Raw genomic sequence first — 22,892 nt, forward strand, 5'->3', positions numbered from 1 at the left:
AAAAATGAATAAAAAGCAAACACATAAGAGTAAGAGTTCTTCTCCTTTGGGGAAGTTAGAAGGGGCTTTTTTTATCGTTTTACTTCGGGGAATTAATGTATCGGGGAAAAATAAACTTCCGATGGCTGAGTTACGTGAATTATTAAATGATTTAGGGTTTAAAAATGTTGAAACTTATATTCAGAGTGGTAATATTATTTTAAGTTCAGATGAAACAAAAGTTGAGGTTTGTAAAAGAGTAAATAAAGGAATTGCTGATAAGTTTGGTTATGATATTCCTGTGTTAGTAAGAACACCACAAGAATGGAAAACAGTAATTGATAAATACCCTTTTTCAATAGAGAATGAAAAAATAGTTGCTTTTACTTTTTTAGATAAAACAACAAGTGAAACAGAAATTGAAATAAAAGGAATTAAAGAAGATCAATATAAAATAGCTGGTGATGTAGTTTATTTAAACTGCCCATCAGGTTTCGGAAAAACAAAATTGACGAATAATACGATTGAGAAAAAACTCAATGTTATAGCAACTACTAGAAATTTAAGAACAACACTTAAACTGTTGGAATTAGTAAGAGAATAGCGTCATTCTGAATTTATTTCAGAATCACATGAAGAGAAGCTGAAACAAGTTCAGCTTGAAGAGTAAAATATAAAAAAATGGAAAAAAAAGTAACACCAAGAGGCGCGTATCCACATGTAAAAGTTGTGGGTGATTTTATTTTTGTGTCAGGAACAAGTTCAAGGCGTTCAGACAACACAATTGCAGGAGTTGAGTTGGTTGATGAAATGAACACTAAAAAGTTAGATGCAGAAATACAAACACGAGAAGTTTTAAAAAATATCGATAAAACATTACAAACCGTTGGTGCAAGTATTAAAGATGTGGTTGATGTAACCTCATTTTTGGTAAATATGAACGATTTTGCTGGCTATAACAAAGCGTATGCTGAGTTTTTTGAAAAAGAAACCGGTCCCACAAGAACCACTGTTGCAGTGCATCAATTACCACATCCAGATTTGGTGGTGGAAATTAAAGTTGTGGCTTTTAAGAAACAAAAATAGAGAAAAGACCTCACAGGTTTTTAAAACCTGTGAGGTCTAATTAAACAATAGAATGAACATAAAAAACTACATAAACGGTAAACTCATTTCTCCTGTTGCTGATAGATGGATTGATAATTACAATCCATCAAATGGAGAAGTATATTCTCAAATTCCGAATTCAACCAAAGAAGATGTTGAGTTGGCTTATAAAGCAGCAGCAGATGCTTTTCCCGCTTGGTCAAACACTACTTTAGAAGAAAGAAGTGAAATTCTGATTAAAATATCAAACTTGTTAGAAGTAAATTTAGAGCGTTTTGCATTAGCAGAATCTAAAGATAACGGAAAACCGTTAAGTTTGGCTAAACAAATTGATATTCCGAGAGCAGCAAGTAATTTTCGTTTTTTTGGAAACGCGATTACACAGTTTGCTTCAGAAGCACACGAAAGTGTAGGGTTGGATGCAGTAAATTTTACGTTACGTCAGCCAATTGGAGTAGTCGGTTGCATTTCTCCTTGGAATTTACCTTTGTATTTATTCACATGGAAAATTGCGCCAGCTATTGCTGCAGGAAACTGTGTAGTTGCAAAACCGAGTGAAATAACTCCAATGACTGCTTATTTATTAGGAGAAATTTGTAATGAAGCTGGCCTCCCAAAAGGTGTTTTAAATATTGTTCACGGATTGGGAACTACTACAGGGCAAGCAATTGTTGAACAACCAAATATTAAAGCTATATCATTTACTGGAGGTACGCAAACAGGAGCGCATATTGCACGAGTGGCGGCACCAATGTTTAAAAAGTTATCGTTAGAGTTAGGTGGTAAAAACCCGAATATTATTTTTGCAGATTGCGATTACGATAAAATGTTAGCAACCACAGTTCGTTCATCATTTGCTAATCAAGGGCAGATTTGTTTATGCGGAAGTAGAATTTTTGTAGAAGAAAGTATTTACGAAAAGTTTAAAAAAGATTTCGTTCAAAAAGTATCAGAATTAAAAGTAGGAAACCCAGCAAATAATGATACAAATATCGGGGCTTTAGTATCAAAACCACATTTAGAAAAAGTAAAAAGTTATATAGATATTTCGGAACAAGAAGGCGGTAAGATTCTTTTTGGAGGAGAAACTGTGACTGTCACCGACAGTGAAAACGGATATTATTTACAACCTACAATAATTGAAGTAACGGATAATAAATGTCGATTGAATCAAGAAGAGATTTTTGGTCCCATAGTTACCATTATGCCTTTTAAAACAGATGAAGAGGCGTTAGCATTAGCAAATGATGTAAAATACGGTTTATCTGCAACACTTTGGACAAATAATTTAAACAGAACCATGCAATTTTCTAAACAATTACAAACCGGAATTGTTTGGGTAAATACATGGATGTTACGAGATTTAAGAACTCCTTTTGGAGGAGCAAAAGCAAGTGGCGTAGGGCGTGAAGGTGGTTTTGAAGCATTGCGCTTTTTTACAGAACCTAAAAATATTTGCATACAATATGAATAAAGAAATAAGACAAAAAATAATTGAAGTTTGTGATGAGAAAATTGCGAAAAAAGGAGATAATGTAGGTTTGTCATTTTACGCATTTTTCAAAAATAAAAATGACAATCCAAAACTGTTAATGGAAGTTGCAAAATGGTGGATTGAAACTCATGAGTTAGACCACTTTGAAAAAGCAGTGAAAATTAAAGCAATGATTTTAGAAAATAAATAAGAACCAAGAGAAAAGAATCAAGAAAAAAGATGTAATAGTCTTTCTTCTAACATCTTTTTTCTTTCATCTATAAAACATGAATTTAAACATACAAAATAAAAACGCCTTAGTTTGCGGTAGTACACAAGGTATCGGAAAAGCATCAGCAATTGGTTTGGCTACAGAAGGTGTAAACGTAACATTAATTGCGCGTAACGAAGAAAAATTAAAAGCAGTTTTGGCTGAATTACCAAAAGGAAATCACAGTTATATCGTTGCCGATTTTTCAAATCCATCAGAATTAAAAGAAAAGATTGAGGCAAGTAATTTAAACTTTCATATTTTAATAAATAATACTGGTGGACCAGCTGGTGGACCAGTATTTAATGCACAATTAGATGAGTTTGAACGCGCTTTTACACAACATTTAAAATGCAATCATGTATTGGTGCAAGCAGTGGTTCCGTTTATGAAAGAAGCAGGTTTTGGTCGAATTATCAATGTAATTTCTACTTCGGTAAAACAGCCTTTAGATGGTTTGGGAGTGTCGAATACGATTCGTGGTGCCGTAGCCAACTGGTCTAAAACATTGGCAAACGAGCTTGGGCAGTTTAATATTACCGTAAATAATGTGTTGCCGGGAGCAACAGGTACAGAGCGTTTAAAAGAAATTATTAATAACAAAGCTGCCAAAACAGGATTGTCTGTTGATGAGGTTTCTAAAAATATGATGAACGCATCGCCAGCAAAACGTTTTGCAAAGCCAGAAGAAATTGCCAATGCGGTGGTGTTTTTAGCAAGTGAAAGTGCAAGCTTTATTAACGGAATTAACGTTCCGGTTGATGGTGGAAGAACAAAGAGTTTATAATTTATTTAGTAGCTATTTCCTGCTTTCGCTACTCGCTTTTTTAAGTTGAAAAAAACTTAAAAAGAGCTTAAACAAACCGCTCAATCAGGGCTAAGTTAGTTTTTTAAGAGTTGTTTAAAATCAAAGTATTTTTTTGTGTTTATACAAGAACTATGTTTTTAAGAAGCAGTATGTTACAATGAAAATAAAAATTATAAATAAAAAATAAAATTTAGCGTTAGGGATTGTAGCGGCATCCTTTTTATGTTAATTCGAGTGTTTTATTTTGAAGTGATAACGAAAAAAATAAAATGTATCGAGAATACATAAAAAGATACAGCGAAAAGCCCGACCTTTAGGGAACGCCCAAATACTATAGATATGAATTTAGTACAGCCTTTAAATTTTAAAAAGTGGATTGATGAAAACCGTCATTTATTAAAACCACCCGTTGGTAATAAACAAGTTTGGGATAATGGCGAATATATTGTAATGGTTGTTGGTGGACCTAATAACCGAAAAGATTATCATTATAACGAAACACCAGAGTTTTTTTACCAAGTAGAAGGCGATATGGTTTTAAAAATCATTGATGCTAACGGAAAAATGATTGATGTAGAAATTAATGAAGGTGATATTTATTTGTTGCCTGCTAAAGTGCCACATTCGCCACAACGTAAAGAAAATACGGTAGGTTTGGTAATTGAATATCCGCGAGCTAAAGAGATGATGGATGCCTTAGAATGGTATTGCGAAAATTGTGGAAATCAGTTATATAGAGAAGAATTTGCTTTGGATAATATAGAAACAGATATGCCAATTATTTTTGATAAATATTATTCTGATACTCAAAAATGTACTTGTAATAATTGTGGAACAGTAATGCAAGCACCAAATAAAATTAAATAAATGAAACGTAAACTACGCATAAACGGACATTCACATTTATTACCTTATCCAGAACAAATTCCTGATTTTATGAAGGAAAAAGAAATTTTTTGGGTAGATGATGAGCGTAAACACATGTTACAAAAAGGTTGGAAACGTCCAGTAACGGATTCTAGTTTTTTCTTAGATGAAAAACTACGTTGGATGGAAAAAAACAAGTTAGATCATGCTGTGGTTTTAAACTTGTCGCAATTATATGGTAACGGATTGCGTTTGGAGGAAATGAAAAAGGCATTACGTTTTCAAAACGATTTTAACGCAAAAGTACAGCATGATCATCCAGATAAGTTTACTTGTGGTTTTGTGGTACATCCAGGTTTTATTTACGGTGCATTGTATGAAATGGAACGTTGTGTTGAGGAATTAGGTTTAAAAGTATTATGCTTACCAACGCATTTTATGGATTCGATAGGGCAGTGGCGTTGTGTGTTTGATAAAGAAAATGATCGTATTTTTGAATTGGCTGATAAATATAAATTAGCCATTGAAATTCATCCGTATGATGGCGATAAAATGATAAAATTAGAAAATACCAATTGGCGTTTTCATTTAATTTGGATGCTAGCACAATGTGGTGATGCGTATCATTTTTATACTTTAAACGGTATGCAAGAGCGTTTTAAAAATATTAGAACTTGTTTTGCACATGGAGGTCAATTGGCACAAATGAATTTAGGACGTCGTATTCAAGGGTTTGACGGAAGACCCGATTTATTTGAAGGAAAAACGCATCCAAGAAAAGCAGTTGGGCATCCAAATATCTTTTTTGATACCTTGGTTCATGATACAGATTCTTTAAAATTAATGATCGACCGTCAAGGATCTAACCAAGTAATTATGGGATTAGATGACCCATATCCGTTAGGAGAAATGGAAAGCGACGCGCAATCTTCGTATCCAGGTAAATTGTTAGATTTAGCAATTGATAGAGATATTATCAATCAAAAACAATACGACGAAATTTGGGAAGATAATACCTTGCGTTGGTTGTTTGGTGATGATGAAAAAGCGAAACAAGATTTGATTTCGAAAATTTTAAAATAACATGTCTGAAGTTACCCAGTTTCATAATTTATTGCACATTTTTATTTCTTTTATAGGCGCAATTTTATTGTTAGCTATTTATTATAATATAAGAAAGCGATTTAAGCAGGTTTTGGAAGAGGGGAGTACATTAAAACGTGTAGATAAAGGTTTACTGTATTTAAGTTTTGGAATGTTAATTTGGGTAATTTCTGGTATTTGGGCATACACAGCGGGTTATTTTAAATTTATAGAAACAAGTATTTATCAAACAGGTGTAAATATTTTATCAACCATAAATAATTTATTTTGGTTACTGGCATTGTATTATGTGTATGACGCGCCAAAATTTATTTATAGAAATGAAAAAAACGTAAAAGTTATTGGAGTTATTATACTTATAGTAGCTTCAATCACACTTATTTTGTCCTCGTTTATAGGAAATGAAATTTATTTCGGAATGAAAATAGCAGCAATTCCGGATGTGTTATTAACTACTTTTTTGTGTTATTTAATGGCAGTTTCGTTTTTTAGAACTTTTATGCATCGAGATTTAAAATTGGTAGCTATTATTTCGATCGTTTCAATTTTATTATTATTTCTATCGCAATTATATGATGTTTTTGTAGGTTTAGATAATGATTTTGTGAATCTGATGATTAGGATTATAGCAAAAACATCGTTGGTTTCAGTGTTTTTAGTTTTGGCAACAAGCTGGGTAATTCAACTAGCGCACACACCAAAACCAAACGAAATTAAAATCAAATTTTTAGACTGGTCTTTAATACAATTAAGTATACCATCTAAAGGAATATATGAAGAAGGAATAGATTTTGGATCGAAAACAACACAGTATAAAAACTTATTAAACTTTGCATATAGAAGAAAATTTGCTGATGCTTGTAACCAATCTATTGTTGTAAATTCAGGTGGAGAAATAAAAAGTCAAACCTACTTAACAAGAATAGCGGATAATATAAATTCGATACTTCAATTAGAAGGAAACGATAAACTAGAGCGTAAAGATTTAATTACATTTATTGGCGAAAGTAAATATCGTTTAAGAGTTTTACCAGAGCATATTTTTATTGATAATGCTTTGCTAGAAGAGTATCAAAAAAAATAATTATAAAGTATATAATTGACCTAGTAATTGAAAAAGTTTACTTTTTGTTTTTGCAAATTCATATTGATTTTTAATTTGTTTTAAATTACTTTCTATTAATTTTACTTCTCTATAATTAATTAAGAACAAAGAACTTTCTCCTAAGTAAAACTTTCGTTCTTCACTTTTAACAATTATTTTATAATCTTTTACAAGGTTTTTTAAGAGAGTATTTTGCTTTTGGTAAGAGGTGATTTCTTGTTGTATAGCATTAATTTTATTTTGTAAAGTCATCTTTGTAGAAGCAATTTCAAAATCTAAGTCTTGAAGTTTTAATTTGGTAATTTTTAAATCTCCTCTTGATTTTCTTAAAAATAAAGGAAAACTAACTTGTAAAGAATTTTTATAATTAGCAACATTAAAAGCATCAAAATTATTAACTTTTGAAGCAAGTAAATTGTATTGAAAATCTATTTTAGGTAATAAATTATTTATTTTAAGCTGTTTGCTTATTTGTAGGTTTTTTTTCTTTAATTCTAGTAACTTTAACTTAGGGTGATTATCAAAAACAAGGTTAACAGTTTGATTTGTGGTAGCTTTTAATATAGAATCAATTTTAGAAAAAGTATTTGTATCAGGGTTCATTTCCTCCTTTATTTCCATAGGTATGTTATTATCAATCCATAAAAAGTTAGAAAATTCTAATTTTGATTTTAAATGTTTAATATGAGCTTTTTCTAAATCTAATTTTCTGTTTTTAAGATTGATACTCGCCTCTAAAGTATCTACAGCAGCTTTATCTCCTGCTTTAAAATTTTTAACAGTGTTTTTTAATCGAACCGAAGCATTGGCATAATAATTTTTGTAAATAGCATATTGTTGATAATATTGTACCCAATTTAAGTACGAAGAAATAGCCTCAAATAAAATGTTATTAGCCAGTAATTGCTGCTCTAATTTACCCTGTTTTGTATATAGTTTGGCTTGTTTTAAGGTAGCCATTCGCTTATTGATAAATAAATTTTTAGCTAAAGGAATACTTACACCAATGTTGTATAAACCATTTTTAGGAGTTTTAAATTGAGGGTTTAAATATTGACCAGAGTTGTTTTCATAACTTGCCTTTAATTCAATACCATACCAAGTTGGTACTTTAAAAGTTGAGGTTAGTTTTTTATAATAATCGGTGTTTTTAAATTCTTTTTTGTCGTAATCAACTTCAATTTTCGGATCAAATGCACCACGAGCTTTCATTAACTTAGCTTCGTTAATATTTGTAATAAGTTCAGCTTGTTTTAAAACAGGATGGTGTTTTTTTATATATCCTAAGCTTTCTTCTAATGAAAGTGTGTTGATAGATTGATTTTGAGAAAAAGATATAAAACTTATAAATAGGTATAAAAAAGGTAGTTTTTTCATTGTTACTATTTCTTTGAATTACTATTTTTATTTTTTGGTTGATAAAAATTAGGAGGGAAACTGTTAATTTGTCTCCATAATTCATACCAAATAGGTACATTTTCTAATAAGGCAATTGTTTTTGCGCCTGAGCCAATTCTAATAGCTTTAGGCCATGGTTGTTTATCGTTATTAGGAACGATTAAAACTCTGTATTTACCGTTGTCGCTAATAAAATTTTCGATGGCAATTATTTTAGCTTCATAAGTTCCGGTAGACATATTTGGCCAACCGCTAAAAATTATTGCCGGCCAACCATCAAACTGTACCCGAACTTTTTCGTTAACATGTATTAGTGGTAAATCAATAGGCCTTATATACATTTCTACAGCTAAATCATATACGGCAGGCATAATATTAACCAATTGTTCGCCTTCTTTAAACGTTTCACCAATACCAGATTTTATAGTTTTGTTGATGTAACCATCTTGCGGTGCAGTAACATATAATAAAGAGTTTCTTTTATTGTAATTAGCCAGGTTTGTTTCTAATTTAGAAGCTTGTATTGCAGTCTCATAAGCTCCAGATTTTGCAGAATATAAACTGCTTTCTGCTTTCGAAATTTTGTCTATATAAGAAGCTCCAATGCTTGGAATAGCAATTTTAGCATTGATAATATTATTTTTAGAAGTTAATAATTTATTTTTTTGAGAGATAACTTTTGCAGAATATTCTTGCAATTTAGCTTTCTTTTCCTCTACATCTTTTACCGCTTTTAAACCTTCTTTTTGTAATGTAAACGTTCTTTCATATTGAGTTTTAGCAATACCTTGTTTTATTATAATAGTTTTTAAATCAATACTATCGCTTTTAACCTTTAAATGAGCTTGTTGTAATTTGTTTTTTGCCTGTTGTAATTTTAACTCACGTTCGTTTTTTAAACCATGAATTTGCCTTTTTAAAGCTGCTATTTTTTGAGTGTAAGATTTTTCTGAAAGATTTTTAGAATTTAATTGACTGCCAGTTCTTTCGGCTAATTTTGTATCAAAATAACTGCTTTTTATTTCAGATATCCTTAAAATAGTATCTCCTTTTTTTACAAAATCTCCTTCTTTAATAAACCACTCCTCAATACGCCCAGGTATTTGAGATTGTATCGTTTGTGGTCGTTGGTTAGGTTTTAAAGTAGTTACATTCCCTGTGCTAGATACATTTTGTGTCCAAGGTAAAAACAAAGTGATAATTAATACAAGTAAAAAGAAACGTAAAAATTTTTTAAAAGATTTATGATGTTTTGTTCTAAATACTTTTTTACCCGACTTAAAATTAGATAAATCTATTTGATCAGAAACGGTGTTTTTAGATATGTTTAGCATTGTTTTTTATTTAATTATTAACAATAATTTCTTTTTTAAGAGTAATTTGTTTATTACATCTTTCATTCCAATTATCATTACTACTTACAATAATTAAACTCCATGGTTGTTGTGGGTTTGTAATAAAATCTATAATACGCTTAGCTTCTTTTCTTTCTAATTGATCTAAAGCATCTTCAAGTATTAAGAGTTTTGGTTTTTTTATAATTGCTCTGGCTAAAATTATTTTTTTAGAAATGGTGTATCCAATAAGTTTGCCTTCTGGTTTTAAGTAGGTATTTAAACCTTGTGGCTGACGCTTTAAAAAGTCAGATAATCCCACAATATTAAATATAGAATAAATTTCATCATCAGTAATTGTAATATCACCAAATGTTACATTTTCTCTGATGGTTCCTTTAAAAGGAGTTTCTTCAGATAAAGACAGCCCTAAATTAGCTCTGTAATCACTAATTAATAAGCTTTCTATTGATAAATTATTAACAAAAATGTTTCCTGTTGTAGGTTTTATAAGGCCACAAATTAATTGAATTAAAGTTGATTTTCCCGAACCATTTTCACCTTGAATTAATATCCTATCATTAGGATTAACATTAAAAGAGATGTTTTTTAGTATCGTATAATTCTTTTTTTGTGTTTTATATGTAATATCTTGAACTTCAATTTTAAAAGGCTTTGTTTTGTTAATTGTGCTTCCGTTTTGATTTTCAATTGGTTTATCTATTACTTGACCTAGTTTTTCAATTGATGTAAGAACGTCGTAAAAAGATTCTAAACCAAGAATTAATTTTTCAACAGAAGCAATTACTAGTAAGATAATTATTTCGGCTGCAACAAATTGTCCAATATTCATTTTTTGGTTTAAAACTAAAAATCCACCCATTAATAATAATCCAGCAGTAATTACAACTTTAAAGCTAATCATTTGAATGTATTGAGTAATTAATACCTTAAAATGGCTTTCTCTAGAAATTAAATACTCGCTCACTAACGTGTCACTTTTATCTAAAGCATGCTTGGTTTTTCCTGATAACTTAAAACTTATTATTGTTCGTGCAATTTCTTGTAACCAATGTGCAACTTTATATTTGTTTTTAGATTCATTAAGGCTAGTCTCTAAACCTATTTTAGCAGTATATTTAAAAACTATATAAATTAATAATAGTAATAAAACTCCAAATAATATAAAAAAAGGATGATAAAAAGACAGTAATAAAAGTGCGAAAATTATTTGCAAAAAAGCAGAAGGAACATCTATTAAAATCTTAGAGATTCCTTTTTGAATAGTAAGTGTATCAAAAAAACGATTGGCTAATTCTGGTGGGTAATAATTAGTTAACTCACTCATTTTAATTTTTGGAAACCGATAACTTAGCTCTATTGATGCTTTTGTGAAAATTCGTTGCTGTATGGTTTCTATAATTCTAATTTGCATTAATTTTAATACGCCACTAAAAGCAACTCCCACGGTAACTAAAATAACAAGAACTATCCATGAAGCAGAAACTTGGGCACCTTGTAATAAATTTATAATCGCTTGTATTCCTAATGGAAGCGATAGGGCAACTAAACCTTCAAAAATTGCATAATACGATATTTGTAAAACATCCTTTTTTTCTAAATTTATAAGTCCTAAAAAGCGTTGCCAAGGAGATAGCTGGTTATTATTTTTCATTTAAAAGAGTGTTTATTGTTATATCAAGAAAAAATGAAGTGGGAGAAATATTTTGGTTACAATTTGTTAAAGATTTAAAGTGTTGCTTAATAAATTGCTGATGTAATGCCCCTTCAATAATCGTACTAGCTAAAGTTAATGGATGTTGGTATGAGTTTTTATAGTTGGTAATTATATTAGCCAAACGTTTTACTACTTCTTTATAAAGTTTAAAAAAACCTTCTTTGTTTTCAGTATCTACGTCCTTTGTCGAATATGATTTTGAGTTTTCGTTAATTACTATCAAGTTTAATAAAACTTCATTAATATGAGAAAAATTATTGTCTTGTTCAGTGGTTTTAGTTACTATTTCAACGGCTTTAATTAATTTTTTTTGAGGATCATTTATACTATAAGTTTCTATTACTAATTGATATTGAAGCCAACCCCAGTACCAAGAAGTTAAATATATTAATAGTTTATGCTTGCTTTCGAAATATCTATAGATAGAGCTTTCATTAGAACCGATTAAATTTCCTAATTTTTTAAAATTGAAATTTTCAAAGCCAATATTTTCAATTAAAATAATACTATTTTCTATAATTCTTTTCCCTAAGTCAGATGTTTCAGGATCTTTAATATAAATCCCCGAAGGAATTTCAATTTTAATATTTGATAATAAATTTTCCATAAAATAAAATTACACTTGCAAATATAATAGTAATACTATTAAAAAAAGAAAGTATTTGTATTAAATTAATTACTGTGTGCTTGTTTTTTGAGTTACAAAAACTCACAATTCATTATTTTTAAGTACAATTAACTACAATGCTTTTTAAAAAGTTCACATAAAAATAGATTTGAAAAACAAATTTATTTTATGAAAACACATACATCTACGTCCGATTTTATGGGGCATCCAAAAGGATTACTTTATTTATTTTTTGCTGAATTATGGGAGCGATTTTCATTTTACGGTATGCGAGCGTTACTTGTTTTATACATGACAAAGCATTTATTGTATTCTGATGAAATGTCATTCGGAGTATATGCAGCATATATGTCACTAGTGTATGTAACACCAATGATTGGAGGTATTCTTGCTGATAAAATACTAGGTTTTAGAAAAGCTATTTTATTAGGAGGTGTATTAATGGCGTTGGGACATTTCTTACTAACCTTTGAGCAACCAGTTTTTTTCTACGGATCATTGGCTTTAATTATCGTAGGGAATGGTTTTTTTAAACCAAATATATCATCATTTGTAGGTAATTTGTATGAGCAAGGAGATGTGCGTAGAGATGCAGGATTTACCATTTTTTATATGGGTATAAATATTGGTGGGGCAGTAGCGCCGTTAGCTTGTGCTTGGTTTTCCGAAACTTATGGTTGGCATTATGGCTTTGTATTAGCAGGTATTGGTATGTTATTAGGATTGCTTGTATTTCAAAGAGGCCTTAAAAATAATACTTTTGAAGATAAAGGTTTGGTTACAAATAAGGAGTTGTATAATGAATCAATCTTCGGAATAAAAAAAGGGAATGCTATAATTATTGCAGCATTTTTATCGGTACCAATATTTGCCTTAATTGTGCGGTTTCATCAATTTGAGCATTATTTGGTTTGGGTAGTTTCGCTATTTTTAATCAGATATATTAGTTATATTTTAAAACAAGTAAGTAAAACCGAGAAGCAGCGTTTATTGGTGGCTGTTTATTTTACGGTTTTGTACACACTCTTTTCTGCAATCTTTGAGCAGGCAGGTAGTTCATTAACGCTCTTCGCAGATAGAAATGTGAATTTAATAGGAATGAGTGCAGCAGGTACCAATAGTATCAATTCCGGATTTATTATTTTATTAGCAATTCCGTTTTCTATGTTATGGACTTTTTTGAGTAGAATTAATAAGAATCCTAATTCGGTAATTAAATTCGGACTCGGATTATTCTTTTTAGGATTAGGATTTGTAATTTTCGGAATGTCAGCAAATCAAGTTGATGATTTTGCAAAAACACCTATGTTTTATTTAATTGTTGGGTATTTAGTATTAACAATAGGTGAATTGTTTTTGTCACCAATAGGTTTGTCTAAAATGACAGAATTATCGCCCGTAAAATATGTTGCGTTTATAATGGGTGTATGGTTTTCTGCAAATTTTTATGGGCATTATTTTGCAGGGAAAATAGCAAAACTTACAAGTGTATCAGAAGGGAATTTAGGAGTTTTTTCAACAGGTTTTTTTGGAGAAATAACACAATTTATTACAGGAATGTCTAATAGTGTTATTTTAGAAAAAGAGATTATTTTTCAGCAACTATACTCGTATGTGTCAGTGTATGCCAGCTTTGGTATAATAGCTTTGTTTGTTGGTATTCTAGTAATTGTTTTTTCTATACCAATAAAAAATATGATGCATAAAATTCACTAAAACTGAATATAAAACAAAAACGCCTTTGATTTAATCAAAGGCGTTTTTAATAAATAGTTATTTTTACTTAAAAGTTGAAGTGATGTTTATAGCAACATCATCCCATGTTTTAGTAACTCCATCTGCTCCTTTATGTAGGTCTCCGCATGCTTCATTTAAAGAGCTTAAAGCTTTTTCGGCACTCCAATTACTAATTTTTAAATTACCAGTTAAATTAAAAACCTTGCCTTTTATTGTGTATTTAAAAGGAAGTTTTTTAGTAACTCCATTCATTGTTAAATCAGAATAACCGATTGAATCGTTTTCTAAAATTAAGTTACCTGAAAGTAATTCAGTTTTATCCATAATTCCAAAAAAGAAAGTTTTAATTTTAAAATCTCTACTGGTGTTTTCTGTAAAAATGCTACTTACAGGAACAGAGAACGTGGTGTTATTAACAGCTTCTTTAACTGTATTTCCTTCACCATTTGTGGTTATGTTTACTTTTTTAAAAAGACCCTTTACTGGCAGTTTTTCTGTTGTTTTGTATGCTGTCCAATTTATTTTATTGTTCGCATTTTGTAAAACAAAAGGCGCTTTTTCAGCTATTTTTGTTTCTTTTTTTTCAGGCGTTTCTTTTTTAGCTTCTGATTTACATGAAATAAAGTTTGAAATGATAACAAATGTAAATACAGAATAAATGATTTTTTTCATGATAATTATTTTATAATTGAATTAACTAAGTTGATGTATTCTTTTTTAGCTTCATCTTCACTCATCCCTTTTAACTGCACCCAAGCGTTAAATTTAAAAGCGTTTCTTAAGTTGTTGTTTTCGTTAAAGGTAAATTTATCTCCTTTAACTGCTTGTTTATAATATGCATATAATTTCAGCATTACATCAGGCGGTAACTTTTCTTCGTAATCAGAGGCTTTTTTGTAGGCTTCTTGAAATTGTATGTTTAAATCATTTACCATAAAGTAAAGGTAATTGGGTGTGTAGTTATATTATAAAGTGGATGTACAAATATACGAACGGAGCAAGGAAAAACAAACTATCAAGTCTGTCAAGTAATCCACCATGCCCAGGCATAATAGTTCCACTGTCTTTTACGTTAGCTTGTCTTTTAAATTTAGATTCAACCAAATCACCTAAAGAACCTAAAATAGAAACGATAACTGCTATAATTATCCAATTTAAAATAGAAAAGTGAGAAGAATATTTACCAATTAAAAAACCAGCAATTATAGCAAATATTAATCCACCAATAAAACCTTCAATCGTTTTTTTAGGAGATACAGATTCGAATAATTTATGCTTACCAAAGTTTTTACCAACTATAAAAGCAAAGCTATCATTGGTCCAAATTATTAAAATAATGTATATAATTAAATTCGGATGGTAACTATGGTCAAGAAAAGGTAATTTTATCAAAAAATAAAATGGCAGAATTAAATAAATTATTTGTAAAAATATTTTTTGCCCAATACTTTCTGTTTTTATCGGTTTTGTACTAATTAATAAATAAAGCAGTATAGTTAGGCCTGTTAAAGAAAAACCAATTAAATTATTGGTTACAGAATTAGGAATTTTAATGACTGATAAAAATATAATTCCGACTAATATAATATATGGAATAATATTTTTGGTTTTAAGCATTTTAGAGAACTCAAAAACACAAATAGCAGCAAAAATAGCCATTAATCCTATATAAGATTCTTTTGAGAAAAGTATAGCGGAAATAAAAATAATAGCATAAACAAGTCCAGAAATACTTCTTGTTATAAGGTTGCGCATAGTTTATAAATCTTCAAAGAGCAGCAAATATAAGTTTTTTGAGTTACTATTACCATAACTTAAAAAACTATCATCCTCAACATCTATTTTATAATTTGTGGTAGAGCTAATATTGGTAGGTATGTTGCCGCTAAAATGAGCTTTTATTCCTGTTAATCCTTCGCTCATATTTTTTACTAATTGGCTTGTGGTGGCATAAACAATAAAGTATTTAGAGTGCGAAGAAAGTTTTTCGCTTCCTAATTGATTGGATGAGAATAAAATATCTCCTTTATTGGCTATTAAATGCTCACAAGAAGTGAAAAAAGGTACAGTTTCAGTAATAGTATCATCTACGTTTACATCTATATCTTTTGTAATTTTTAATAAATCAAAATCAGTACAAGTAATTTTTTGCCAATTATTTTCTTGTAAAATATGTTTTAAATTATTTGAAACTTCGTTTATAGTTGTACAGTATAAAAATTTACCGCCTTTATTAATAAAATTATGTACAAAAGAATCATCTAAAGATAAATTAACTTCTTGTTCTTTAGCTATTTTTTCTCTCGATGATTCTTTGTATGATTTGTATATTTTCTTTAAAAAATTCATTCAAATAAAAACTATTCTTCAATTATCGGATTAGCTTTCTTTTCCTCTATTTCAAAAGGCCTTTTACCAAATACTCTTAGTAAGTCGTCTTTAAAAATAACTTCTTTTTCAAGTAATAAATCAGCAAGTTCGCTAAGTTTATCTTTGTGTTTACTTAAAAGGTCAATAGCTCTTTGGTATTGATTTTCAATCATTTTAGAGATTTCTTCATCAATAATCTTAGCAGTATCATCACTATAAGGTTTTACAAAAGAGTCGTTTCCAGACGAATCGTAAAAAGTAATATTACCAACTTTATCATTTAAACCATAAACGGTAACCATAGCACGAGCCTGTTTTGTAACTTTTTCTAAATCGCTTAAGGCACCAGTAGAAATTTTATTAAACATTAATTTCTCTGCAGCTCTACCACCCATAGTAGCACACATTTCATCAAGCATTTGTTCTGTTTGAATAATTTTTCTTTCTTCTGGAAGATACCAAGCAGCACCTAGTGATTGACCACGAGGCACAATGGTTACTTTTACAAGCGGAGCAGCATGTTCTAACATCCAACTAACGGTAGCATGACCAGCTTCATGAAAAGCGATTACCTTTTTTTCTTTCGGAGTAATTACTTTGTTTTTCTTTTCTAAACCACCTACAATTCTATCCACAGCATCTAAGAAATCTTGATGTTCAATAGCTTCTTTATTGTTTCTAGCAGCGATTAAAGCAGCTTCGTTACATAAGTTAGCAATATCAGCTCCAGAAAAACCAGGAGTTTGTTGTGCTAATAATTCTAGATTAGAATTTTCAGCTAATTTTAAAGGTTTAATATGTACTTCAAAAATTTCTCTACGTTCGTGTAAGTCTGGTAAATCAACATAAATTTGACGATCAAAACGACCAGCACGCATTAAGGCTTTGTCTAAAACATCTGCACGGTTTGTTGCGGCTAATACAATAACGTTTGTATCGGTACCAAAACCATCCATTTCAGTTAAAAGTTGATTTAATGTATTTTCACGTTCATCATTACCACCTGTCATACTGTTTTTACCTCTTGCTCTACCAATGGCATCAATTTCATCTATAAAAATAATTGAAGGTGATTTTTGTTGCGCTTGTTTAAATAAATCTCTTACACGAGATGCACCCACACCAACAAACATTTCAACAAAATCAGATCCAGATAAAGAAAAGAAAGGTACGCCAGCCTCACCTGCAACAGCTTTAGCTAATAACGTTTTTCCTGTTCCTGGAGGTCCTACTAATAAGGCTCCTTTTGGTATTTTACCACCTAGTTTTGTGTATTTTTCAGGAGTTTTTAAGAAATCTACAATTTCTTGAACTTCTTCTTTTGCTCCTTCTAAACCAGCTACATTTTTAAAAGTTGTTTTTACTTTAGTGTTTTCGTCAAATAATTTAGCTTTTGATTTACCAATGTTAAATATTTGACCGCCACCAGCGCCACCAGCGCCTCCACCAGACATTCTTCTCATAAAAAATAACCAAATACCAATTAATAAGATAAACGGAAGAAAATCAAATAGTGTTGTAATTAAACTTGTAGGTTCTACATTAGCTCTGTCAAAGTCAAGATTTTTTTCAACTTTTTCTTTTTTAATTTCGTTTTCAAAATTTTGTAAATCACCAAAATTATAAGTGTAAAGCGGAGCTCCTTTTCGGTAAAAAGGAGAATCAGTTAATTTTTTATGCTCGTCTTTTTTCTCAGCATCACTTTTTAAGAATATTTGAGCTACATTATTGTTTTCAATAACAATTTTTTGAATATCGTTGGCTTGTAATATTTTATTAAACTCGTTTTTTGAAATATTACGAGATCCTAAATTATTAGAGTTTAAAAAGCTTAAACCTAAAAGAATAACGATTATTGGAATGTATAGCCAAAAAGAATTAAAAGTAAATTTCGGGGCATTTTTTTTCTTATCACTCATAAAATAATGTGTCTAAAAATTTTGATAATTATGCAGGGTTAATTTCTGTAATTTTGGCATCACCCCAAAGACTTTCAATATCATAGTAATCGCGTACTTGTTTTTGAAAAACATGTACTACAACGTTTACATAATCCATTAAAACCCATTCAGCATTTGTTTGACCTTCAATGTGCCAAGGCTTGTCTTTTAGTTCTTTACCTACAATTTTTTGTACAGAACCTGAAATGGCATTTACTTGAGTGTTAGAATTACCTGAACAGATTATAAAATAATCGCAAACAGTATTTTCTATTTCTCTTAAATCTAGTAATTGGATATCTTCTCCCTTTACTTCGTCAATTCCTTTTATAATCACAGCAATTAAATCGTCTGTGCTTGCTTGTTTTTTTGTCATCAAAAAAAATTAAGTTTTAAGCAAAGTTATTGTTTTTTTGCGAGTAATTTGCTTAATATTGATACTTGTTTTATTCGCAATATTTATATGAAAATAATCAAACTTGATGCCATTGATTCTACCAATTCTTTTTTAAAAGATATGGCAGCAAAAGTAAGTGTTGATAACTTTACTGTGGTGGTTGCCAAAACACAAACTTCTGGTAGGGGACAAATGAATGCTAATTGGCAAGTAGAAGAAGGTAAAAACCTTACTTTTAGTGTGTTTTGTGAGTTTTTAAAACTAAAAGCTGCAGATTATAAGTATTTAAATTATAGTGTTTCTTTAAGTGTTTTTGAGGCTGTTAAAGGGTTGAAATTACCTCAGTTAAAAATTAAATGGCCTAACGACATATTGTCAGAAAACAAAAAAATTGCAGGTGTTTTAATAGAAAATACATTAAGTTTAAATAAAATAAGTTCTTCTATTATAGGTATTGGCCTTAATGTAAATCAAAATAGTTTTTCTGATGATTTGCCAAATGCATCTTCATTAAAAATAATTTTAGGAAAAGAATTTGATTTAGATTTTTTATTAGATAAAATAATAAACTGCCTAAAAACTAATCTTAAATTGTTAGAAAATAAAGAATATTTGGCTTTAGAAGAAAAATATTTAAATGTTTTGTATAAAAAAAATGTTCCGAGTATGTTTAAAACAAGTCAGAACATTTTATTTATGGGTAAAATTATTGGCGTTTCGGCTATGGGAAACCTCCAAATAGAATTAGAAAATGAAACCGTTAAAGAATTTGGAATTAAAGAGGTTTCTTTTGCTTAATTTATAATTTAGCAATATTTTCAGTTAAAGTATCAATAAACTTAGTTAAAGGTTTTTTAACCATCATTGCCATCATCGGGTTAAAATCTCCCTCAAATTTTAAAACAACATTACTTTCGTTTTCAGAAACTTCATCAATATCGGCAGCTAAAGTAAAAGGTAATTTACTACTGGCAGCACCTAAAGTAATGTTAGAAAATTCTGTTTTTTCTTTCATTACCAATCTTATTTCTGGCATTCCTTTTAATCCGAAGATAAAACTATCTCCATCAACCTCAAATTTCTGAGTGTTTTCTGGCATTAACTGTTCAAAGTTTTCTAACTTTATTAAAAAATTAAAAACTTCTTGGGTAGATTTTTTTACAACTATTTTGTTACCTTCAATATTCATTATTTTCTTATTTTTCGTTTTGTTTCCATTTGCTAGGTTCTACTCTCCAATCTTCTAACATTCTTAATTCTTCGCTAGTAATGTATTTACTGTCTAAAGCTTGTTCTAGTAAATACTCATAATTACTTAAAGTTGTTAACTCTACATGGTCGTTTTTAAAATTTTCAGTAGCAATGTCAAAACCGTATGAAAAAATAGCAATCATACCTTTTACGGTTGCGTTTGCTTCTTTTAAAGCTTTTACAGCATTTAAACTACTTTTACCAGTACTAATTAAATCTTCAATAACCACTACGTTTTGTCCGCTTTCTAAATGCCCTTCTATCTGGTTTTTTCGACCATGTTTTTTAGGCTCAGGACGAACATATATAAAAGGTACGCCAAGTTCTTGAGCAACTAACATACCAATAGCAATGGCACCAGTAGCAACACCTGCAATAACATCAGGTTTACCATGTTTGGTTTCTACTAATTTAGCAATTTCTTCTTTTAAAAAATTTCTTACTGGTGGATAAGATAATGTAACTCTATTGTCGCAGTATATTGGTGATTTCCAACCAGAAGCCCATGTAAAAGGTTCGTTAGGGCTTAATTTAATTGCTTTTACTTGTAGTAAAAGTTCAGCTGTTTTTTTTCCTGTATCTTTGTTAAAATCCATAGCGCAAATGTATAAAGTTTTTGTTAATGATAAACCAATAATCTTTACAACTTCATTAAAAAATGAAGAAGATTATGTGGTGTATATTTACAAAAATACAATTATAGAAGAACTTATTTATAAGTTAAAACTAGGTAAATTAAAAGGCGTTTATCTTTTTACACCTAATTTAGAGCAAGATTGGGGTGTTTTTAAGTTAAATTTTAAGGTTAAAATTGCTGCTGGCGGATTGGTGTTAAATACCCAAAAAGAAATTTTATTTATTTACAGAGGTACCAAATGGGATTTGCCAAAAGGAAGAACTGAGGCGGGAGAAAGCCTTGAAGAAACTGCAGTAAGAGAAGTTGAAGAAGAATGCGGTGTTACAAATTTAGTGATTGATAAAAAACTTACAGAAACGTATCACTTTTTTATTCAAAATGGTAAACATCGCGTAAAAGAAACACATTGGTATTTAATGCACACATCATTTACCGAAAAATTAACACCTCAAATAGAAGAGGGAATTACAAAAGCAGTTTTTAAAGATGCTGAAGCTACTAAAGAAGTTTTAAAAAATACGTTTTCTAATATTATAACGGTATTTGATTACTATATAAAGCTATAAAAAAATGACACTCTGTCATTGTAAATACCCATCAATAATACTTTTTCTGCCAAAATAAAAGCAAAAATTAGTTGGCACACAGTTTGACTATTACTACTCGTAAAATTGAATTAAAAATTTAAGATAAATAATTATTATGAGTAAAATTATAGGAATTGATTTAGGAACAACAAATTCATGTGTTTCTGTAATGGAAGGAAATGAACCAGTTGTTATTCCTAATGCAGAAGGAAAAAGAACTACACCATCTATCGTAGCGTTCGTAGAAGGAGGAGAGCGTAAAGTTGGTGATCCAGCAAAGCGTCAGGCAGTTACCAATCCAACAAAAACAGTTTATTCTATTAAACGTTTTATGGGTAACAAGTTTTCTGAATCTTCAAAAGAAGCAGGAAGAGTACCTTATAGTGTTGTAAAAGGAGATAATGATACTCCACGTGTTGATATTGATGGTCGTTTATATACACCACAAGAAATATCAGCAATGGTATTACAAAAAATGAAAAAAACTGCTGAAGACTATTTAGGTCAAGATGTAGCAGAAGCAGTAATTACTGTGCCAGCATATTTTAACGATGCACAACGTCAAGCAACTAAAGAAGCTGGTGAAATTGCAGGTTTAAAAGTTAGAAGAATTATTAACGAGCCAACTGCAGCTGCATTAGCGTATGGTTTAGATAAAGCAAATGATGATAAAAAAATCGTTGTTTTTGATTTTGGTGGAGGAACACATGATGTTTCTATCTTAGAATTAGGAGACGGAGTTTTTGAAGTATTAGCTACGGATGGAGATACGCATTTAGGAGGTGATGATGTTGATGAAAAAATCATTAACTGGTTAGCTGATGAATTTAATGCAGAAGAAGGAATGGATTTACGTAAAGACCCGATGTCTTTACAGCGTTTAAAAGAAGCTGCTGAAAAAGCGAAGATTGAATTATCATCTACTACTTCATCAGAAATTAATTTACCTTATATTACTGCTACTGCTAGTGGACCAAAACACTTAGTAAGAACATTAACAAGAGCTAAATTTGAAGCTTTAATTGATGACTTAGTAAAAAGAACTATTGAGCCTTGTCAAACAGCTTTAAAAAATGCTGATTTATCAACATCTGATATTGATGAAGTAATTTTAGTAGGTGGTTCAACTCGTATTCCTGCAATTCAAGAAGCTGTTGAAAAATTCTTCGGAAAATCACCAAGTAAAGGAGTAAATCCTGATGAAGTTGTTTCTTTAGGAGCTGCAATTCAAGGAGGTGTTTTAACTGGAGATGTAAAAGACGTTTTATTATTAGATGTAACGCCTTTATCTTTAGGAATTGAAACAATGGGTAATGTATTTACAAAGTTAATCGATGCAAATACTACTATTCCAACAAAAAAATCTCAAGTATTCTCTACAGCAGTAGATAATCAGCCATCTGTAGATATTCACGTTTTACAAGGTGAAAGAGCAATGGCAGCAGATAACAATACAATTGGTCGTTTTCAATTAACTGATATTCCACCAGCGCAAAGAGGAGTTCCTCAGATTGAAGTAACTTTTGATATTGATGCAAACGGAATTATCAAGGTTTCTGCGGCTGATAAAGCAACAGGAAAATCTCAGGATATTCGTATCGAAGCTTCTTCAGGATTATCAGAAGAAGAAATCGAAAAAATGAAAGCTGAAGCTGAAGCAAATGCTGATGCAGATGCAAAAGCAAAAGAAACTGCTGAAAAAGTTAATGGTGCAGATTCAATGATTTTTCAAACAGAAAAGCAATTAAAAGAATTTGGTGATAAATTATCTGATGATAAAAAAGGACCAATTGAAGCTGCTTTAGTTGAATTAAAAGCGGCTCACGAATCTAAAGACTTAGCACAAATTGATGCAGCTATGGAAAAGATTAACGAAGCTTGGAAAGTAGCATCTGAAGAAATGTATGCAGCACAACAACAAGCTGGTGGCGATGCAGGAGCGCAACAACAAGGTCAACCAGAAGCAAACAATGCTCAGGAAGATAATGTTGAAGATGTAGATTTTGAAGAAGTGAAGTAATTTTTACAAAATAATTTATAAAAGCTCGCCAATAGGCGAGCTTTTTATTTTATAAAAATCTCATTTTTCTTTTAGAAAAGAAAAGAAGTGCTTTAGAAAAAAATAAAGTCACTTGAGCAATTTTTTCTCAATGTGTTAGT

Annotated in this window: 24 protein-coding genes; 12 read left to right on the forward strand and 12 right to left on the reverse strand. The window is 30.2% G+C overall.

The features are described from left to right. Window positions 1–4 precede the first annotated feature (4 nt). From ACN5J5_RS09890 to ACN5J5_RS09925, 8 genes are all read left to right on the forward strand, one after another. Complete coding sequence (locus tag ACN5J5_RS09890; protein WP_418644743.1) at window positions 5–583, forward strand: DUF1697 domain-containing protein; 579 nt, start codon at window positions 5–7, stop codon at window positions 581–583. Window positions 584–660: 77 nt separating this feature from the next. Then, window positions 661–1,065, forward strand: a complete 405-nt coding sequence (locus ACN5J5_RS09895) for a RidA family protein (RefSeq protein WP_418644744.1) — start codon at window positions 661–663, stop codon at window positions 1,063–1,065. Window positions 1,066–1,117: 52 nt separating this feature from the next. Next, the gene (locus ACN5J5_RS09900) at window positions 1,118–2,560 is read left to right on the forward strand and encodes an aldehyde dehydrogenase (RefSeq protein WP_418644745.1); all 1,443 of its coding nucleotides are present in this window, start codon (window positions 1,118–1,120) and stop codon (window positions 2,558–2,560) included. Then, on the forward strand, window positions 2,553–2,771 hold the full coding sequence (locus ACN5J5_RS09905; RefSeq protein ID WP_418644746.1) for a DUF6500 family protein: 219 nt from the start codon (window positions 2,553–2,555) through the stop codon (window positions 2,769–2,771). Before ACN5J5_RS09900 ends, ACN5J5_RS09905 begins: the two co-directional genes overlap by 8 nt. A 76-nt stretch (window positions 2,772–2,847) precedes the next feature. Beyond that, the gene (locus tag ACN5J5_RS09910; RefSeq protein ID WP_260585105.1) at window positions 2,848–3,618 is read left to right on the forward strand and encodes an SDR family oxidoreductase; all 771 of its coding nucleotides are present in this window, start codon (window positions 2,848–2,850) and stop codon (window positions 3,616–3,618) included. 360 nt (window positions 3,619–3,978) lie between these two features. Further along, window positions 3,979–4,506: a 3-hydroxyanthranilate 3,4-dioxygenase gene (locus tag ACN5J5_RS09915; protein WP_260585107.1), complete on the forward strand. Its 528-nt coding sequence runs from the start codon at window positions 3,979–3,981 to the stop codon at window positions 4,504–4,506. Next, window positions 4,507–5,589, forward strand: a complete 1,083-nt coding sequence (locus ACN5J5_RS09920; protein ID WP_418644747.1) for an amidohydrolase family protein — start codon at window positions 4,507–4,509, stop codon at window positions 5,587–5,589. A 1-nt stretch (window position 5,590) separates the two neighbouring features. Then, the gene (locus ACN5J5_RS09925; protein WP_418644748.1) at window positions 5,591–6,694 is read left to right on the forward strand and encodes a hypothetical protein; all 1,104 of its coding nucleotides are present in this window, start codon (window positions 5,591–5,593) and stop codon (window positions 6,692–6,694) included. On the opposite strand, the gene ACN5J5_RS09930 is transcribed toward ACN5J5_RS09925, so the two are convergent. From ACN5J5_RS09930 to ACN5J5_RS09945, 4 genes are read right to left on the reverse strand one after another with little or no spacing between them, the layout of a single operon-like run. After that, window positions 6,695–8,092 (reverse strand): TolC family protein, encoded by a 1,398-nt coding sequence (locus ACN5J5_RS09930; protein ID WP_418644749.1) that lies wholly within the window; start codon window positions 8,090–8,092, stop codon window positions 6,695–6,697. 5 nt (window positions 8,093–8,097) lie between these two features. Further along, window positions 8,098–9,447 carry an HlyD family secretion protein gene (locus ACN5J5_RS09935; RefSeq protein ID WP_418644750.1) on the reverse strand — a complete coding sequence of 450 codons (1,350 nt, stop codon included), beginning with the start codon at window positions 9,445–9,447 and terminating at the stop codon, window positions 8,098–8,100. 10 nt (window positions 9,448–9,457) lie between these two features. Then, on the reverse strand, window positions 9,458–11,122 hold the full coding sequence (locus ACN5J5_RS09940) for a peptidase domain-containing ABC transporter (RefSeq protein WP_418644751.1): 1,665 nt from the start codon (window positions 11,120–11,122) through the stop codon (window positions 9,458–9,460). Beyond that, window positions 11,112–11,792, reverse strand: a complete 681-nt coding sequence (locus ACN5J5_RS09945) for a TetR/AcrR family transcriptional regulator (RefSeq protein WP_418644752.1) — start codon at window positions 11,790–11,792, stop codon at window positions 11,112–11,114. The genes ACN5J5_RS09940 and ACN5J5_RS09945 overlap by 11 nt, the downstream gene beginning before the upstream one ends. Window positions 11,793–11,981: 189 nt before the next feature. Between ACN5J5_RS09945 and ACN5J5_RS09950 the strand changes: the two genes are divergently transcribed. Then, entirely contained in the window at window positions 11,982–13,529 is a 1,548-nt protein-coding gene (locus ACN5J5_RS09950; RefSeq protein ID WP_418644753.1) for a peptide MFS transporter, read from the forward strand. Window positions 13,530–13,592: 63 nt separating this feature from the next. Here the strand turns inward: ACN5J5_RS09950 and ACN5J5_RS09955 are convergent, their stop codons facing one another. The 6 genes from ACN5J5_RS09955 to rsfS are packed head-to-tail and all read right to left on the reverse strand — an operon-like array spanning window position 13,593 to window position 18,236. Then, entirely contained in the window at window positions 13,593–14,222 is a 630-nt protein-coding gene (locus ACN5J5_RS09955; RefSeq protein ID WP_418644754.1) for a YceI family protein, read from the reverse strand. 5 nt (window positions 14,223–14,227) lie between these two features. Next, the gene (locus ACN5J5_RS09960; RefSeq protein ID WP_418644755.1) at window positions 14,228–14,485 is read right to left on the reverse strand and encodes an acyl-CoA-binding protein; all 258 of its coding nucleotides are present in this window, start codon (window positions 14,483–14,485) and stop codon (window positions 14,228–14,230) included. A gap of 25 nt (window positions 14,486–14,510) precedes the next feature. After that, window positions 14,511–15,305 carry a phosphatidate cytidylyltransferase gene (locus ACN5J5_RS09965; protein ID WP_418644756.1) on the reverse strand — a complete coding sequence of 265 codons (795 nt, stop codon included), beginning with the start codon at window positions 15,303–15,305 and terminating at the stop codon, window positions 14,511–14,513. Between the two features lie 3 nt (window positions 15,306–15,308). Then, window positions 15,309–15,899, reverse strand: coding sequence for a hypothetical protein (locus ACN5J5_RS09970; RefSeq protein WP_418644757.1), 591 nt, complete (start codon window positions 15,897–15,899; stop codon window positions 15,309–15,311). 11 nt (window positions 15,900–15,910) lie between these two features. Continuing rightward, the gene (gene ftsH, locus ACN5J5_RS09975; protein ID WP_418644758.1) at window positions 15,911–17,839 is read right to left on the reverse strand and encodes an ATP-dependent zinc metalloprotease FtsH; all 1,929 of its coding nucleotides are present in this window, start codon (window positions 17,837–17,839) and stop codon (window positions 15,911–15,913) included. A gap of 28 nt (window positions 17,840–17,867) precedes the next feature. Next, the gene (rsfS, locus tag ACN5J5_RS09980; protein WP_418644759.1) at window positions 17,868–18,236 is read right to left on the reverse strand and encodes a ribosome silencing factor; all 369 of its coding nucleotides are present in this window, start codon (window positions 18,234–18,236) and stop codon (window positions 17,868–17,870) included. 87 nt (window positions 18,237–18,323) lie between these two features. Here rsfS and ACN5J5_RS09985 point away from each other — a divergent pair, with 87 nt between their 5' ends. Then, window positions 18,324–19,055, forward strand: a complete 732-nt coding sequence (locus ACN5J5_RS09985) for a biotin--[acetyl-CoA-carboxylase] ligase (RefSeq protein ID WP_418644760.1) — start codon at window positions 18,324–18,326, stop codon at window positions 19,053–19,055. Between the two features lies 1 nt (window position 19,056). Here ACN5J5_RS09985 and ACN5J5_RS09990 read toward each other — a convergent pair whose 3' ends face one another. Both ACN5J5_RS09990 and pyrE read right to left on the reverse strand, forming a co-directional pair. Then, window positions 19,057–19,446 (reverse strand): SRPBCC family protein, encoded by a 390-nt coding sequence (locus tag ACN5J5_RS09990; RefSeq protein WP_418644761.1) that lies wholly within the window; start codon window positions 19,444–19,446, stop codon window positions 19,057–19,059. A 7-nt stretch (window positions 19,447–19,453) separates the two neighbouring features. Continuing rightward, complete coding sequence (pyrE, locus tag ACN5J5_RS09995; RefSeq protein WP_418644762.1) at window positions 19,454–20,104, reverse strand: orotate phosphoribosyltransferase; 651 nt, start codon at window positions 20,102–20,104, stop codon at window positions 19,454–19,456. Window positions 20,105–20,111: 7 nt separating this feature from the next. Between pyrE and ACN5J5_RS10000 the strand changes: the two genes are divergently transcribed. Continuing rightward, the gene (locus ACN5J5_RS10000; RefSeq protein ID WP_418644763.1) at window positions 20,112–20,711 is read left to right on the forward strand and encodes an NUDIX hydrolase; all 600 of its coding nucleotides are present in this window, start codon (window positions 20,112–20,114) and stop codon (window positions 20,709–20,711) included. 136 nt (window positions 20,712–20,847) lie between these two features. Then, window positions 20,848–22,752 (forward strand): molecular chaperone DnaK, encoded by a 1,905-nt coding sequence (dnaK, locus tag ACN5J5_RS10005; protein WP_418644764.1) that lies wholly within the window; start codon window positions 20,848–20,850, stop codon window positions 22,750–22,752. Window positions 22,753–22,892 lie beyond the last annotated feature (140 nt).

Source organism: Tenacibaculum insulae, assembly GCF_964512435.1.
Lineage (GTDB): Bacteria > Bacteroidota > Bacteroidia > Flavobacteriales > Flavobacteriaceae > Polaribacter > Polaribacter insulae_A.

Coding starts and splice junctions, on each gene's coding strand:
- ftsH (WP_418644758.1), bottom strand. CDS start 17,839: ATGAGTGATAAGAAAAAAAATGCCCCGAAATTTACTTTTAATTCTTTT.
- ACN5J5_RS09890 (WP_418644743.1), top strand. CDS start 5: ATGAATAAAAAGCAAACACATAAGAGTAAGAGTTCTTCTCCTTTGGGG.
- ACN5J5_RS09930 (WP_418644749.1), bottom strand. CDS start 8,092: ATGAAAAAACTACCTTTTTTATACCTATTTATAAGTTTTATATCTTTT.
- ACN5J5_RS09900 (WP_418644745.1), top strand. CDS start 1,118: ATGAACATAAAAAACTACATAAACGGTAAACTCATTTCTCCTGTTGCT.
- ACN5J5_RS09945 (WP_418644752.1), bottom strand. CDS start 11,792: ATGGAAAATTTATTATCAAATATTAAAATTGAAATTCCTTCGGGGATT.
- ACN5J5_RS09925 (WP_418644748.1), top strand. CDS start 5,591: ATGTCTGAAGTTACCCAGTTTCATAATTTATTGCACATTTTTATTTCT.
- dnaK (WP_418644764.1), top strand. CDS start 20,848: ATGAGTAAAATTATAGGAATTGATTTAGGAACAACAAATTCATGTGTT.
- ACN5J5_RS09990 (WP_418644761.1), bottom strand. CDS start 19,446: ATGAATATTGAAGGTAACAAAATAGTTGTAAAAAAATCTACCCAAGAA.
- ACN5J5_RS09985 (WP_418644760.1), top strand. CDS start 18,324: ATGAAAATAATCAAACTTGATGCCATTGATTCTACCAATTCTTTTTTA.
- ACN5J5_RS09955 (WP_418644754.1), bottom strand. CDS start 14,222: ATGAAAAAAATCATTTATTCTGTATTTACATTTGTTATCATTTCAAAC.
- ACN5J5_RS09960 (WP_418644755.1), bottom strand. CDS start 14,485: ATGGTAAATGATTTAAACATACAATTTCAAGAAGCCTACAAAAAAGCC.
- ACN5J5_RS09935 (WP_418644750.1), bottom strand. CDS start 9,447: ATGCTAAACATATCTAAAAACACCGTTTCTGATCAAATAGATTTATCT.
- ACN5J5_RS09970 (WP_418644757.1), bottom strand. CDS start 15,899: ATGAATTTTTTAAAGAAAATATACAAATCATACAAAGAATCATCGAGA.
- ACN5J5_RS09910 (WP_260585105.1), top strand. CDS start 2,848: ATGAATTTAAACATACAAAATAAAAACGCCTTAGTTTGCGGTAGTACA.
- ACN5J5_RS09915 (WP_260585107.1), top strand. CDS start 3,979: ATGAATTTAGTACAGCCTTTAAATTTTAAAAAGTGGATTGATGAAAAC.
- ACN5J5_RS09950 (WP_418644753.1), top strand. CDS start 11,982: ATGAAAACACATACATCTACGTCCGATTTTATGGGGCATCCAAAAGGA.
- ACN5J5_RS10000 (WP_418644763.1), top strand. CDS start 20,112: ATGTATAAAGTTTTTGTTAATGATAAACCAATAATCTTTACAACTTCA.
- ACN5J5_RS09965 (WP_418644756.1), bottom strand. CDS start 15,305: ATGCGCAACCTTATAACAAGAAGTATTTCTGGACTTGTTTATGCTATT.
- rsfS (WP_418644759.1), bottom strand. CDS start 18,236: ATGACAAAAAAACAAGCAAGCACAGACGATTTAATTGCTGTGATTATA.
- ACN5J5_RS09940 (WP_418644751.1), bottom strand. CDS start 11,122: ATGAAAAATAATAACCAGCTATCTCCTTGGCAACGCTTTTTAGGACTT.
- ACN5J5_RS09920 (WP_418644747.1), top strand. CDS start 4,507: ATGAAACGTAAACTACGCATAAACGGACATTCACATTTATTACCTTAT.
- ACN5J5_RS09895 (WP_418644744.1), top strand. CDS start 661: ATGGAAAAAAAAGTAACACCAAGAGGCGCGTATCCACATGTAAAAGTT.
- pyrE (WP_418644762.1), bottom strand. CDS start 20,104: ATGGATTTTAACAAAGATACAGGAAAAAAAACAGCTGAACTTTTACTA.
- ACN5J5_RS09905 (WP_418644746.1), top strand. CDS start 2,553: ATGAATAAAGAAATAAGACAAAAAATAATTGAAGTTTGTGATGAGAAA.